This window comes from Nisaea sp. (assembly GCF_039990255.1).
Taxonomy (GTDB): domain Bacteria; phylum Pseudomonadota; class Alphaproteobacteria; order Thalassobaculales; family Thalassobaculaceae; genus Nisaea.
Genome location: NZ_JBDXGG010000004.1, coordinates 445,864 through 460,522, shown reverse-complemented (window position 1 = coordinate 460,522; position 14,659 = coordinate 445,864). Strand labels below are relative to the sequence as shown.

General features: G+C 58.2%; 14 protein-coding genes. 11 read left to right on the top strand and 3 right to left on the bottom strand.

Annotation, left to right across the window (positions count from 1 at the left end; translation table 11 throughout):
• Positions 1–5 precede the first annotated feature (5 nt).
• The 8 genes from ABJ076_RS02905 (at position 6) to ABJ076_RS02870 (ending at position 8,793) form a co-directional block, all read left to right on the top strand.
• Positions 6–506: a hypothetical protein gene (locus ABJ076_RS02905; protein WP_348186511.1), complete on the top strand. Its 501-nt coding sequence runs from the start codon at positions 6–8 to the stop codon at positions 504–506.
• 29 nt (positions 507–535) lie between these two features.
• A complete protein-coding gene (locus ABJ076_RS02900; protein ID WP_348186513.1) occupies positions 536–2,434 on the top strand; it encodes an ABC transporter ATP-binding protein in 1,899 nt (632 codons plus the stop codon).
• Complete coding sequence (locus ABJ076_RS02895) at positions 2,431–4,350, top strand: ABC transporter substrate-binding protein (protein ID WP_348186515.1); 1,920 nt, start codon at positions 2,431–2,433, stop codon at positions 4,348–4,350. The genes ABJ076_RS02900 and ABJ076_RS02895 overlap by 4 nt, the downstream gene beginning before the upstream one ends.
• Positions 4,351–4,362: 12 nt before the next feature.
• Positions 4,363–5,361, top strand: a complete 999-nt coding sequence (locus ABJ076_RS02890) for an ABC transporter permease (protein ID WP_348186517.1) — start codon at positions 4,363–4,365, stop codon at positions 5,359–5,361.
• The gene (locus ABJ076_RS02885; RefSeq protein WP_348186519.1) at positions 5,358–6,530 is read left to right on the top strand and encodes an ABC transporter permease; all 1,173 of its coding nucleotides are present in this window, start codon (positions 5,358–5,360) and stop codon (positions 6,528–6,530) included. The genes ABJ076_RS02890 and ABJ076_RS02885 overlap by 4 nt, the downstream gene beginning before the upstream one ends.
• A 79-nt stretch (positions 6,531–6,609) precedes the next feature.
• The gene (locus ABJ076_RS02880; RefSeq protein WP_348186521.1) at positions 6,610–7,812 is read left to right on the top strand and encodes a phosphoglycerate kinase; all 1,203 of its coding nucleotides are present in this window, start codon (positions 6,610–6,612) and stop codon (positions 7,810–7,812) included.
• 92 nt (positions 7,813–7,904) lie between these two features.
• Entirely contained in the window at positions 7,905–8,144 is a 240-nt protein-coding gene (locus ABJ076_RS02875; protein ID WP_348186523.1) for a hypothetical protein, read from the top strand.
• Between the two features lie 112 nt (positions 8,145–8,256).
• Positions 8,257–8,793 (top strand): NUDIX hydrolase, encoded by a 537-nt coding sequence (locus ABJ076_RS02870; RefSeq protein WP_348186525.1) that lies wholly within the window; start codon positions 8,257–8,259, stop codon positions 8,791–8,793.
• Between the two features lie 119 nt (positions 8,794–8,912).
• Here ABJ076_RS02870 and ftsY read toward each other — a convergent pair whose 3' ends face one another.
• Positions 8,913–9,860, bottom strand: coding sequence for a signal recognition particle-docking protein FtsY (gene ftsY / locus ABJ076_RS02865; RefSeq protein WP_348186527.1), 948 nt, complete (start codon positions 9,858–9,860; stop codon positions 8,913–8,915).
• The gene (gene mtaB, locus ABJ076_RS02860; RefSeq protein ID WP_348186529.1) at positions 9,857–11,140 is read right to left on the bottom strand and encodes a tRNA (N(6)-L-threonylcarbamoyladenosine(37)-C(2))-methylthiotransferase MtaB; all 1,284 of its coding nucleotides are present in this window, start codon (positions 11,138–11,140) and stop codon (positions 9,857–9,859) included. Before mtaB ends, ftsY begins: the two co-directional genes overlap by 4 nt.
• A 249-nt stretch (positions 11,141–11,389) precedes the next feature.
• Between mtaB and ABJ076_RS02855 the strand changes: the two genes are divergently transcribed.
• Together ABJ076_RS02855 and ABJ076_RS02850 are read left to right on the top strand one after the other, a co-directional pair.
• Entirely contained in the window at positions 11,390–12,124 is a 735-nt protein-coding gene (locus tag ABJ076_RS02855) for a hypothetical protein (protein ID WP_348186530.1), read from the top strand.
• Between the two features lie 113 nt (positions 12,125–12,237).
• Complete coding sequence (locus tag ABJ076_RS02850; RefSeq protein ID WP_348186532.1) at positions 12,238–12,654, top strand: hypothetical protein; 417 nt, start codon at positions 12,238–12,240, stop codon at positions 12,652–12,654.
• Here the strand turns inward: ABJ076_RS02850 and dapF are convergent, their stop codons facing one another.
• Complete coding sequence (gene dapF / locus ABJ076_RS02845) at positions 12,655–13,500, bottom strand: diaminopimelate epimerase (protein WP_348186534.1); 846 nt, start codon at positions 13,498–13,500, stop codon at positions 12,655–12,657.
• 88 nt (positions 13,501–13,588) lie between these two features.
• Here dapF and ABJ076_RS02840 point away from each other — a divergent pair, with 88 nt between their 5' ends.
• Positions 13,589–14,659 (top strand): malate/lactate/ureidoglycolate dehydrogenase, encoded by a 1,071-nt coding sequence (locus ABJ076_RS02840; protein WP_348186536.1) that lies wholly within the window; start codon positions 13,589–13,591, stop codon positions 14,657–14,659.

Below are 14,659 nucleotides of genomic sequence, written 5' to 3'. Positions count from 1 at the left end.
CTGGAATGAGCCTGCACGGATACCAGCAAGGTGCGATTACGGGGGACTATGTACGCGGTGGCCTCGGGTTTCTAATAACCGCATTCCCGGTCGCTTTTGCTCCGATGATCGGGGCTTTCCAGATCGTTTTCGTCCTCTTTGCGCTGCTTTTTGCCGGTTTTGTCGTCAAAACCTGGCTCCGGGGACAAACCAAATTTGAGGTCGATGAGGACGGAATCCGAGCGCTCGGCCCCCTTGGCAAGGATATCAGATGGCCGGATCTGGCGGTGATGGATCTGCGTTACTATTCGACCCAGAAGGAGAAGGATAAAGGCTGGATGCACCTTGTCCTGAAAGACCGGAACGGCGCGAAAATTGCCATTGAATCGACACTTGACGGTTTCGAAGCCGTGCTGGAGCATGCCGCTTCCGCTGCCGGAAAAAACGGTCTTGGTCTTACCCAGACGACAACAGATAATCTGGTAGCTGCAGGGATAAACACGGGGCTGGCCGCGACGGATCATTAGGATGCCGGCGGATCAGGGGGATTGATGGCATGAACGACCAACTGACACCGCTACTGCGGGTCAGGGATTTGCAGGTCGGATTTGACCTGCCGGGCGGAGAACTGCTCGCTGTAAACAAGGTCTCCTTTCAGGTGCGGGCGGGTACGACAGTGGCCCTGGTCGGCGAATCCGGCTCCGGTAAAAGCGTAGTCAGCCAGGCAATCATGGGTCTGTTGCCGCCTGTAGCCCAGATCCGCAGCGGCTCTATCCTGTTCGCCGACGACCGGAAAAAAGGCACCATTACCGATATCGCGCGGCTCCATCGCGACGGTAAGGCGATGCGGCAAATCCGTGGTGGTCAGATCTCGCTGATCTTTCAGGAACCGATGACATCGCTCTCGCCGTTGCACACGGTGGGGAACCAGATCCGCGAGGCACTGGAGCTGCACCGGAACGTTTCCGGCCGCGAGGCGCAGGAGCTGACAGAGGACATGCTCCGGATGGTCGGTTTCCCCGATCCGGCTCGGGCGCTCCGTACCTATCCGTTTGAGCTTTCCGGCGGTCTGCGGCAACGGGCGATGATTTCGATGGCGTTGATTTGCCGTCCGTCTCTGTTGATCGCGGATGAGCCGACGACTGCGCTCGACGTGACCATCCAGGCACAGATCCTGAAACTTATGAAGGATCTGCAGGCCGAACTCGGCATGGCCGTGCTGATGATTACGCACGACCTCGGTGTTGTCGCCAATATGGCCGACGACGTTGTGGTGATGTATCGCGGCCGGGTAATGGAAAGCGGTACCCGCGCGCAATTGTTCAATGACCCGCAGCATCCTTATCTTAAAGCCCTGATGGCGGCAGTGCCTCGCTTCAACATGGAGCCGGGTGAGCGACTGGTGCCGATCCGCGAGATCAAGAGTGAAACCGGTCATCTGTTGGCGCCGACAGAGTCCGCCAAGGCTCCGGTTGACAGTAAAAAGCCGATCCTCAGGGTAGATAGCCTGTCGAAATGCTTCACCATCCGGCAAGGTTCCTGGATCTCAAGCGATGAATCGAAGGTCTATGCGCTGGACGATGTGAGCTTCGAGGTGTTGCCGGGAGAGTGTCTTGGCCTCGTCGGAGAGTCCGGATGCGGTAAGACAACCCTCAGCAAGACCATCATGCGGGCATTGACGCCGGATCAGGGTGCCGTCACCTATGCGGACCAGGATGGCGAGATTGACGTGCTTGGCCTCGACGGAAACCAGCTGACCGATTTCCGGCAAAAGCTGCAATTCGTCTTCCAGGATCCGTTCAGCTCTCTCAACCCGCGCATGACGGTGTTCGATATCGTCAGCGAGCCGCTGGTCATTCACGGTATCGGAGACGATGCCTATCGCCGTGAGATGGTATCGGAGCTGATGAAACTGGTCGGCCTCGATGCCCGGCATCTTAACCGGTATCCGCACAGCTTCTCCGGCGGTCAGCGTCAGCGCATTGGCATAGCCCGGGCGCTTGCCCTGAAACCGCGCATGCTAATCTGCGACGAGCCGGTCTCGGCGCTGGATGTCTCGATCCAGGCACAGGTTCTAAACCTTCTGAAGGATCTGCAGGAAAAGCTGAACCTGACCTATCTGTTCATCTCGCACAATCTGGCGGTGGTGGATTATATCGCCGACCGGATCGCGGTGATGTGTGCTGGCAGGCTCGTAGAATTGGCTCCGCGCGAGGAGCTGTTCCGGAATCCGGTGCATCCCTATACCAAAGCGCTGCTCCGGGCGGTTCCGGATCCGAGCCTCGATAATCCACTTGATTTCGAGTCCGTAATGGATAGCCGCTGCTCGATCCCGTCCGAATGGCCGGCGCCGTTTACGGTCAGCGAGGAAACCAATCCGCGTCTGATCGATCTTGGCGACGGGCATTTTGTGCGGGCTGACGAATCGGCCCTGACCCTGAGGCTGGCATCGTGAGAAACTGGTTTGTGCTTCCGGTCTTTCTGACCGCGTTCCTGATGACAATGGTGTCGGGGTTCGCTGGGGAAGTGCCGTCTCTTGAAGAGCGTGTGGCCGCCGGGAAATTGCCACCAATGGCCGATCGGCTACCAGATCTGCCTATGACAGTCGATTTTGATTCCCGTGGCGCTGAACTCGGCCAGTATGGCGGCACGCTCCGCATGCTGATGTCACGGAGCAAGGACACGCGGCAGATGACGGTTTATGGCTATGGCCGTCTCATCTGTTACAGGCCCGGCGATTATGAGCTTTTCGCCGATATCCTCGAGGATTTCAGCGTCCAGGATGAGCGAGTTTTCACCTTTACCCTGCGCAAGAATCATCGCTGGTCCGACGGGCATCCTTTCACGGCAGAGGACTTCCGCTATTTCTGGGAAGATGTCGCAAACAACCCGGATCTGTCGCCTGCGGGTCCGCCGAGCGTCATGATGGTGGATGGCGAGGCGCCGCTGTTTAAGATGATCGACGCGCGCACGGTGCGCTATTCCTGGTCTAAACCAAATCCGGACTTCCTGCCTGCGCTGGCTAAGGCAAGCCCGCTCTATATTTATCGCCCGGCGCACTATCTGAAGCCGATGCATGCTGTTTATGCCGACCCGACCAAACTCGCCCAGCGGGTCAAAGAGTCGAAGCAGCGGAACTGGGCGGCGATGCACAACAAAATGGATAATCTATACCGGATGGATAATCCGGATCTGCCGGTGTTGCAGCCCTGGATGGTGACGGGTAATGCGACCTCGACCCGGTTCCGGTTCGAGCGCAATCCCTACTTCCACCGGGTCGACCCGAAAGGCCGCCAGCTCCCTTACATCGACGAAGTAATCTTCGATATTGCCAGTCCGGGACTGATTCCGGCTAAGGTGGGTGCAGGCGACACGGATCTGCAGGCCCGGTATCTCTCCTTCGATGATTACACTTTCCTGAAAGAGGCAGAGGACCGTTTTCCCTTCGACACACGGCTCTGGCGTACGGCCAAGGGCTCGCATATGGCATTGTTCCCGAACCTCAACGCCGTCGATCTGGCCTGGCGGGACCTGTTCCGGGACGTTCGATTCCGTCGCGCCCTCTCGCTTGCCGTCAACCGATACGAGATCAATCAGGTGATCTATTACGGTCTGGCCTATGAGGGCAACAACACGGTTCTGCCAGCCTCGCCGCTTTACCAGAAGGATTATCAGACCCGCTGGGCGACGTTCGATCTGAAGCAGGCGAACGATCTGCTTGACGAGATCGGCCTCAAGCGTGGCGAGGACGGTCTGCGTCTGCTGCCGGACGGGCGGCCAATGGAATTGATTGTCGAGACTGCCGGGGAAAGCACGGAACAGACAGACGTCCTGTCCCTGATTCACGATTCCTGGGAGGCTGCGGGCATCAAACTCTTTACCCGGCCCTCACAGCGGAATGTCTTCCGTAACCGGATCTTCTCAGGCGAGACCTTGATGTCCGTCTGGTTCGGTGCGGAAAACGGCCTGGCAACAGAGCTGAACAGCCCGCAAGATTTTGTTCCGTATACGCAACAGCAGCTGCAATGGCCGAAATGGGGCCAGTTCATCGAGACCGGCGGTATGTCCGGAGAAGCGACGGATATGGGGCCGGCAAAACGGCTTCAGGAACTCTACGTGACCTGGCGTAACGCCGCGACACGGGCTGTGAAGAAGAGGGCCTGGGACGAGATCCTTCAGATCAACGCCGATCAGGTCTTCACCATCGGGCTGATATCCGGCGTGTTGCAGCCGGTTGTGGTCGCGAATGCGCTACACAATGTGCCGGAGGAGGCTGTCTACAACTGGGATCCGGGAGCCCATTTCGGGGTCTATCTGCCGGATACGTTCTGGTTCGACAAGGCGTCGACCGCTAATGCAAATGCGGATTAGGGGAGAGAGCCAGTGCTGACCTACCTAGCCCGCCGCATTCTGATCATGATCCCGACGCTGATCGCAATCAGCATCATAACCTTCATCATCATCCAGCTGCCGCCCGGCGATTATCTCACGACGATGATCAACGAGATGCAGAGCCAGGGTGAGAATGTTGACCAGTCCAAGATCGAGGCTCTGCGCGCGCAATACGGCCTCGACCGGCCAATGTACGAGCAGTATTTCCATTGGGCGACTGGCCTCTTGCAGGGCGATTACGGCTATTCCTTTGAATACCAGCTGCCTGTCGCTGATGTGGTCGGTGACCGGGTGTTCCTGACCTTCGTTCTGAATTTTGCCACCATTATCTTCATCTGGGTGGTGGCGTTTCCGATCGGCATCTATTCGGCGACCCACCAGTACAGCCTTGGCGATTACGGCCTGACGTTCCTTGGCTTCATCGGACTTGCCACGCCGAACTTCCTGCTGGCGCTGATCCTTCTCTATCTCGCCAACATCTGGTTCGGGACGTCCATCGGTGGTCTGATGGACCCGAAATATCTCGATCAGCCTTGGAACGGCGAGAAGGTGATGTCAGTGCTGGAGCATCTCTGGGTTCCAGTGGTGGTTATCGGCACATCCGGAACCGCAGCGATGATCCGGCGGCTGCGCGCAAATCTGTTGGACGAGCTGCAGAAGCAATATGTCGTGACGGCCCGGGCCAAGGGCCTGCATCCATTCAAGGCACTGATGAAATACCCGCTGCGGATGTCGCTGAACCCCTTCATCGCCGATATCGGCAACATGCTGCCCCAGGTGATTTCCGGCTCCGCCGTGGTTGCCATGGTTCTGTCCCTGCCGACGACAGGCCCGATGCTGATTGGCGCGTTGCAGAGCCAGGATATGTACCTCGCCGGCTCCTTCCTGATGTTCCTGGCGATGCTGACCGTGATCGGCATGTTCATCTCCGATCTGTTGCTGGCGGTACTTGATCCGCGCATCAGGCTCGGCGGAGGGACGAACCGATGAGTATCACCTCTGGCGAAGGGCCGCGTACCGATCATTACGTGAACCGGGAGCCGTTTAATCCGAATGCGGACACGGTGCTGACGCCCGAGCAGGAACGCTATTACATGGCGTCTCAGTGGCAGATGATGTGGTGGAAGCTGAAGCGCCACCGCGTCGCGGTCATCTCGGGGCTGTTTCTTGTCTTTCTGTATCTTTCGACCATCATCAGCGAGATGATCGCGCCTTACGGTTTGGCCACCCGGCACACGGATCATATCTATGCCCCGCCGCAGCCGGTGCATTTGTTCCATGAAGGTAGTTTTGTTGGGCCGTTCGTCTACGGGCTCGATTACACGCTGAACATGCGCAACCTGAAGCGCGAATACACAGACAACCCGGAGAAGGTGCAGGAGCTGCGTTTCTTCTGCAGCGGCGATCAATACCGATTTTGGGGTATGGTGGAGATGGATTTCCACCTGATCTGTCCGGCCGAGGGCGGGACCTTCTTCCTGCTCGGTACGGACCGGCTTGGCCGTGACATGTTCTCGCGGATCATTTATGGCACCCGGATTTCGCTCACCGTTGGCCTGATCGGCATTGCGGTCAGTTTCGTGCTTGGGATCGTGATCGGTGGCATGGCCGGTTATTACGGCGGCTGGATCGATAGCCTGACCCAGCGGGTGATTGAGGTGATCCGGTCTTTTCCGGAACTGCCGCTCTGGATGGCGCTCTCTGCCGCCTTGCCGGTAACCTGGAGCCCGATCCTGATCTATTTCGGGATCACCATCATTCTTGGGTTGCTGGACTGGACTGGCCTCGCTCGTGCGGTCCGCTCCAAGTTGCTGGCCTTGCGTGAGGAGGACTTTGCGGTTGCCGCCCAGCTTATGGGTGCGAAGCCGCGCCGGATTATCGGACGGCACCTGCTGCCGAGCTTCATGAGCCACCTGATCGCATCGGCCACGCTCTCTATCCCATCGATGATCCTGGGTGAGACGGCTTTGAGTTTCCTCGGTCTCGGATTGCGTCCGCCGATCACCTCATGGGGGGTACTGCTGACGGAAGCGCAGAACATTAATGCGGTGGAACTCTATCCGTGGATTATGACTCCGGTGATTCCGGTGATCCTCGTTGTTCTGGCTTTTAACTTCTTTGGCGATGGCCTGCGTGACGCAGCTGATCCCTATAAGTAGGCACGCCACACGTGACCGCACTTGAAACTGCGATCCGACTGTGATTGAAAGCGCCGGAAATCGGCGCGGAGACCTGACAATGCCAGCTTATCGCACACTCGAAGACCTTGACGCTCGTGGCCAGACCGTTTTGCTCCGCGTTGACTTGAATGTGCCGATGAAAGACGGTGCGGTGACGGACGCAACGCGGATCGACCGGGCTGTGCCGACAATCCGAGCACTTCGGGGAAAAGGTGCGAAAGTCGTGGTGCTCTCCCATTTCGGGCGCCCGAAGGGAGCAAGGGTTGCGGAAATGTCGCTGGCGCCGATCGTGGCTACCCTGTCCGGGGCACTTGGCGGTGACCCGGTTACCTTTGCGGAAGAGTGCATCGGAGAAAAGGCAGCGGTTGCTGTCGATGCCATGAAGGATGGCGACGTGCTCCTGCTGGAGAATCTCCGTTTTCATGCGGGTGAGGAAAAGAACGCGGAAGATTTCACTGCGGCGCTGGCAAAGCTCGGCGACGTTTATGTGAACGACGCCTTCGCCACGGCGCACCGTGCCCATGCATCGACGGAAGGCCTTGCCCGGCATCTGCCGGCCTATGCAGGTCTGTTGATGCAGGCGGAGTTGGAAGCGCTCGGTCAGGCGCTGGAAGCGCCAAAGCGTCCGGTCGTCGCCGTCGTGGGTGGGGCCAAGGTTTCGACCAAACTGGAATTGCTCGGCAATCTGCTGCCGAAGGTTGATTTCCTGATCATCGGCGGTGGCATGGCGAACACGTTCCTGTATGCCCAGGGCCACGAGGTCGGCAAGTCGCTCGCCGAACGGGATCTGGCGGACACGGCGCGCGAGATCATTGCGAAGGCGGAACAGGAAGGTTGCACGATCTGTTTGCAGACCGACTGTGTGGTCGCGGGTGAATTCGCAGCGAACGCGCCGTCCGAAGTGGTTTCGGCTTCTGACGTTCCGGCGGACAAGATGATTCTCGATGCCGGCCCCGACAGCGTGGCCCGGTTCGCGGATGTTCTGCGGGAGAGCGAGACGCTGGTCTGGAACGGCCCGCTCGGCGCTTTCGAGATCACGCCGTTCGACGCCGGAACCGTGTCTCTCGCTCGGACTGCGGCCGAGCTGACCGACCAGGGGGCGCTCCTCAGCGTGGCCGGTGGCGGCGATACGGTGGCAGCTCTCGTACATGCTGGGGTGGCGGAACGCTTCAGCTACGTCTCTACGGCGGGTGGCGCATTTCTTGAGTGGATGGAAGGTAAAACCCTTCCCGGTGTGGCCGCTCTGATAGCAGATCGCTAACGGCTTCAGACTCCGCGAATCGCCGGGTTTCCTCGGGTCATATTGACTCTCAACCTTCCGTCACCCATATTAGATGGTGTTGGAGAAGGAAAATGATTCCCGCAGTTCCGGTATCAGTCCCGCTGAATGCGACGCTTCCGACACTGGTTGCCCCCCGACCGGTGGAACAGGAGCGCGACCGGAATAACCGCCCTCTAACGGCGGCGGCGATCTCCAGTACAGACGAAGGCAGTGATATCCAGGGTGATAACGAGCGCGCAACCGCGATCCGAAACGCTGCCCGCAGGGAGAGTCAACGCCAACGCGGTGATGAGATAGACATCTTCGTCTGAAGTCACTGCTTCCCAAAGTTTGTGCGCGGCCTTGCAAAGGGCCGCGCTTTATTTTTTTCGCTCTGCTACGGTTTCCAGGCATTTGTATAAGCTTGATCAAGTGGTGAGCGACATGACCGCGGATCGGTCGGAACTGAAAGGCCCGGTAACGAAACTTGTACCGGAAGGGGATGAGCGCGAGCGGTTGGTCTGCACCGATTGTGGCTTCATCAACTATATAAATCCGAAAATCGTCGTCGGCGCGGTGGTCACCTGGGAGGACAAGTTCCTCTTGTGCAAACGCGCGATTGAACCCCGGATTGGCTACTGGACCCTGCCGGCGGGTTTCATGGAAGAGGGCGAGTCGACCCAGGACGGAGCAGCCCGGGAAGCCTGGGAAGAGGCGCATGCCCGGATCGAGATCGGCCCGCTGCTCGGCGTCTACAACATCCCCCGTATCAGCCAGGTGCAGATGATCTACCGCGCGCGGTTGCTTTCGCCAGATGTCTCTCCCGGAATTGAATCCGAAGATGTCGGCCTGTTCACCTGGGACGAGATCCCGTGGGACGAGATTGCTTTCCCGACGGTGCATTGGGCCTTCGCTCATTACCGGGAAACGCTGGGCCAGGGCGAATTCGCCCCGCGCTCCGAAATGCCGATGGGGGTATGATTCCACCGTCATCCTATCGAAGGATGGGATCCACGTATGACGGGTACCGCTGCGTGATCCCTGGGCCCCGGCCTGCGCCGGGGTGACGATGCAGGGAGGGATGGCGGTGTAGGGGAAACCTAATTCAGCCCCATCAGATCGCGAGCGAAACGATCTGCGTCGAAGGGTTGCAGATCTTCCGCGCTTTCGCCGACGCCAACTGCATGGACGGGCAGCTCGAACTGATCCGCCAATGCCACGACAACACCACCCCGCGTGCTGCCGTCGAGCTTGGTGATGACGAGGCCGCTGACCGCGACCATCTCTTTGAAAGCCTTGACCTGATTATGTGCGTTCTGGCCGACCGTGCCGTCCAGCACCAGCACGCAATCGTGCGGCGCCGTCTCGTCCTGCTTGCGGATCACCCGGATCACCTTGGCCAATTCTTCCATCAACTCTGCCCGGTTCTGCAACCGACCGGCAGTGTCGATCAGCAGAACATCCGCGCCCGCCGCTTTCGCCTCGTTAATGGCGTCGAAGGCAAGGGCTGCCGCGTCCGATCCTTGCGCTTTGGCAATGACCGGTGTGCCGGTGCGCTCGCCCCAGACCTGAAGCTGCTCAATGGCTGCGGCGCGGAAAGTGTCTCCGGCGGCCATCATTACCGAGAGGCCGCGATCCTTGAATTGTTTGGCCAGCTTGCCGATGGTTGTGGTCTTGCCGCTACCATTGACCCCAACCATGAGGACGATATGCGGCTTCTTGTCTGTCGCAACATCGAGCGGTTTGGCAGCCGGGCGCAGGATTTCGGCGATATCCTCGGCGAAAGACGTCCGGACCTCTTCGTCGGTCACGTCCTTGCCAAATTTCGCCTTCGAGAGGCTGGCGATCAGCCGGGCGGATGTCTCGATACCCAGATCGGCGGTGATCAGGACGTCTTCCAGCTCTTCAAGGCTGGCATCGTCCAGCCTCTTTGTGGTGAAGACACCGGAAATTCCGCCGACCAGTTTTGAAGAGGACTTGGCAAGCCCGTCCTTCAGGCGCCGGAACCAGCCCTTGCGCTCTCCGCCCTCACCCTGCTCGTCACTCATGCGGCGGATTTCCGTTCGATCTGTCCAAGAAGATGGGTGCCGTCCGTCCCGGTGATGCGGACCGACAGCAGCTCGCCCGCGATTCCGCCCTCGATCCGTACTGGCGCGAAATTCTCCGCCCGGGCAAGGCCGGGCTTTTCGACCAGCACCGATTGGGTGCTGCCGACAAGCCCGTCAAGGAAGGTGGCAAGGGAGCGTACACCGGCGGCGCGCAGCTGGGCCGCGCGTTCCTTGCGGACGGGGCCGTGGACTTGCGGCATGTGGGCGGCGGGGGTGCCGGGCCGGGCCGAATAAGGGAAGACATGCAGAAAGGCGATGGCGCATTCCTCGACCAGAGCGAGGCTGTTGGCGAACATCTCCTCATCCTCGGTCGGAAACCCGGCGATGATGTCGGCCCCGAAGGCGATGTCTGGGCGTGCGGCGCGCATCTCGCGGCAGAACGTAACGATGTCGGAACGGGTATGCCGACGCTTCATCCGCTTCAGGATCATGTCATCGCCAGCCTGCAGGCTGACATGGAGATATGGCATTAGGCGCGGCTCGTCCCGTACCAGCCGCAGCAAGTCGTCGTCGATCTCTACCGCGTCGATTGAGGAAAGCCGCAGGCGCGGCAGTTCCGGCACCTGCGCTAGCAGCCGGCGGACCATCTGGCCGAGTGCCGGCTTGCCCGGCAGATCGCCACCGTATGAGGTGATGTCTACGCCGGTCAGCACGATTTCGCGATAGCCGTTGGTGACCAGCTCGCGCACCTGACGGACAATTTCGCCCATCGGTACCGAGCGGCTGTTGCCGCGCCCGAAGGGAATGATGCAGAAGGTGCAGCGATGGTCGCAGCCCTGCTGGACCTGCACGATGGCCCGCGCGCGTCCTTCTAGACCGGCCACCAGATGAGGGGCGGTTTCCTTCACGCTCATGATGTCGTTCACGAGGATCTTGGCTTCACCCGGAGAACTCCAGGTCTCGGCCTTCAGCTTTTCCTCGTTGCCGACCACCCGGCTGACCTCGTCCATCGCTGCATAGGCATCCGGATTGATCTGCGCGGCGCAACCGGTGACCACGATCTCGGCGTCCGGATTGGCGCGGCGAGCCTTGCGGATCGCCTGCCGGGCCTGCCGCTCGGCTTCCTTGGTGACGGCACAGGTATTGATCACGACAACATCCTGACGCCCGGCGCGGACGAGATGGTCGCGGATCACCTCGGACTCATACGCGTTCAGCCGGCAGCCGAAAGTCTCGACCGGCCGGGCCTTTTCGCGTCCATCCGAATTATCGTCAGTCATGGTCATGGCCGGAGAAATGGCCGGAATCGGCGCGAAATGCAAGTGTGGCGGCAATTGGAGTGGACGTCTGACATTAAGTCGCTATCTCATAGATATGCGGCATAAACATCGACGGCATAGAGATTTGGTATGGGATATGAGTGTAAGAGTTTTTAGAATCTCGTAGGGTGCACCTATTTTTGTACTTAAATAGAAGTCTTTACCTAGAAATCCTAGAAGCCTAGAATCGGCTTGAAGGAATTTGTCTCAATGACGAAAAATACAAATTACACTTTTAAAATTGACGGATTTACGCCCGAAACCATGCCGTTTGGGCGGCTGGTTAATTATTACAACGAAATCAACCAAATGCTTGATATTGCGGATGGTATGCACTTGGTTCGCTTATTCGAAAGCTCTCACGGAAGTGCGTTTAAGGTCGATCCAGACACCGAAGCGAAAATTTCTGAAAGAGTAAAACAGCTTAATAGTGGTGAAGCGCCTAAGCGTGCTGTCCGTGCTCGCGATACGTTAAATGCTATGCTCTGTGAAGATGGAACAAGCGGTGAATTTTTTGACAACACAAGAAATAATATAATTAAATTCCCAGGTAAAAAATCTGAAGAACAGGCTCTATATCATATCCGCGATATGGCCACCTTTTCTGGTGAGCTCTATCATATAGCTGGAAATAAAGATGATGTGAAAATCAGAATTAATACTGATAATCATGGTGTTGTTTTTTGTACAACTACCAAGTCTATTGGAAAATCCCTCCGAGATTTTTTATTCGAAAACGTAAAAGTAAGTGGCCGAGGTAACTGGACGCGGTCTGTTCAAGGAAATTGGAATATTGATGATTTTGTAATAACTGATTTTTCTCCGGTTAATGCGAAGGGATTGAGGGCCACAGTAGATCAAATTCGAAATCTGGATATAAATTGGCCAGAGGACCCGTTGCTGGAAATCGACAAGATTGAAGAAACAGGTGGTCAATTACATTGATTGTGGCTCTAGATAATACGTTTCTTACTCTCATTCTGAATCCTCATTCAAAACCACGGCCGGATCCAGCCACAAATCAGCCAGTGAGTTACTGCAGGGAACGAATTGATGCGATGATAGATCGCCACTCCAACTCAGGAGATACGATAATCCTCCCTACTCCATGTTTAGCGGAGCTACTTACAGCGGTTCCCAGTGTGGCGGCGGCAGTATCTGAAATTAATAACTCATCCTATTTTGAGATAGCGTCATTTGATGCAAAGAGTGCCATCGAATTAGCTATAGAAACGCAAAATGCGATAAGTTTGGGTGATAAAAAAAGCGGAATTCAGGCAAGTTGGAACGAGGTTAAATTTGATCGACAAATCGCTATTGTTGCAAAGGTTAACTCTGCAGAGATTTTTTATACCGACGACACCAATCAAGCGAGTTTTGCGAATAAGTTAGGGATAAGCGTCAAGCACACTTGGGAGTTAGATCTGCCCCCTCAGTATGCTCAACGCAGTTTCTTAGACGGTGATGAAAAGTAATTAGGATTCCGGCCTCAATAAAAGCGTATCGAGGTCAAGCGTGCCGCGGAAGCTGGTGGCGACGGGCCCCGTCATCAACACATGGCCGTCCTCGCGCCACTCAATGGTGAGAACACCACCGTCCAGTTCAACGTCCGCCTTGCGCCCGGTCAGGCCCTTGCGCGCGGCTGCGACCAGTACCGCGCAGGCACCCGACCCGCAGGCCTCGGTGATGCCCGCGCCGCGTTCCCAGACCCGCATGCGGATGAGTTCCGGCCCGCGAATTTCAGCAAACTCGATATTCGCCCGGTCCGGGAAGATCGGATGCAGTTCCAGTTTCGGGCCAACCTCGGTGAGCTTCACCGCCTCCACGTCATCGACGAAGAAGACGGCATGAGGGTTGCCCATATTGACGCAGCAGGCGCCGGAATAGGGCGCGTCCGGGATCTCGACGGAAAGCGTGTCGGTCTCCACCGACAACGGAATGGCGGCGGCATCGAGCCGCGCTGGTCCCATATCGACCCGCACACGACCACCCTCGACCCGCTCGCAGACCAGCGTGCCCGCAACCGTTTCGAGATCAATCCGGTCCTTGTCGAGTTCGTCCATCACCAGACCTGCGACGCAGCGCGTGCCGTTACCGCAGGCGCCGGCCTCGCTGCCGTCCGGGTTATGGATGCGCATGAAGGCATCGCCGCCATTCTTCGGTGCCTCGATGGTCAGGAACTGGTCATAGCCAACGCCGCGCCGCCGGTCGCCGACTGCGCGATAGTCCGCGACCCCGAGGGTGGGGCCGGGAAGGCGACCGTCCAGCACGACAAAGTCGTTGCCGAGGCCATGCATCTTGAGGAATTCGATCTGTCTCATGCGAGCATATATATCCTCTGTTTCCGGCAGTTCCAATATGCCGTTGCCATCGTTACCGTGTGCCTAAATTTACGTTGGGGAGCGAGCTATGATCACCGTCGCGCATGACGCACTGGAAAACCTGGTCACGGAGATGATCGGACGGGCTGGGAGTGATCCCGAAGAAGCGCGGCAGGTGGCGCATAATCTTGTGGAAGCCAACCTGCTCGGTCATGACAGTCATGGGGTCGGGCTGGTCGCGCAATACATGCGGCACGCCAAGACTGGCACGCTGACCGTCAATGGCCATGTTAGTCTTGTGTCGGACAATGGCGTCTATCTGCTGCTGGACGGTAACATGGCCTATGGTCAGGTGACGGGCGGCGAGGCGATGCAGCTTGGTCTCGACCGGGCGCGGACGGCGGGAGCCGCCATAGTCGGCCTGCGCAACACGCACCATCTGGGCCGTATCGGGGCCTGGGGTGAGATCTGCGCGCAAGAGGGTTTTATCTCCATCCATTTCGTCAACGTGATCGGTCACAAGCCCATCGTCGCGCCCCACGGCGGGGCGGAAGCGCGCTATTCGACCAACCCCTATTGCACCGCTATCCCAGCGACTGAAAAGAATCCGATGGTCGTTCTTGATATGGCAACCAGCCGGATTGCCTTTGGCAAGGCGCGGGTCGCTTTTAATGCGGGGAAGGAAGTCGGGGCGGGATCGCTGATCGATCACCGAGGTGTGCCGACCCGAAACGCGGCTGTGATGTTCGAGGAGCCGAGGGGAGCCCTTACCAGTTTTGGCGAGCACAAAGGCTATGGGCTCGCCCTTCTTGGCGAAATCCTCGGCGCCGCACTGCTTGGCGGACCGGTCACCGATCCTGTGCATGAGGGCAGGGACACGATCTGCAACAATATGCTGACGGTGATCATCGATCCGAAAGGTTTCGGTGCCGACATTCCGTTCGCCAGCACCATCGATGCCATGCTTGGCTACGTTGCGGGCGCCCGGCCGGGTGAGGGCGTCGACAAGGTTCGGGTGCCGGGCGAGCCGGAGCGCGAGACCGGCGCTGATCGCCGGGCTAATGGTGTTCCGGTCGATCCGGGAACCTGGGCTCTTCTGGTCGAGGCCGGTGTCGAGGCAGGCATGGACCGGCACCAGTTCGATGGTCTTGCAGGATAG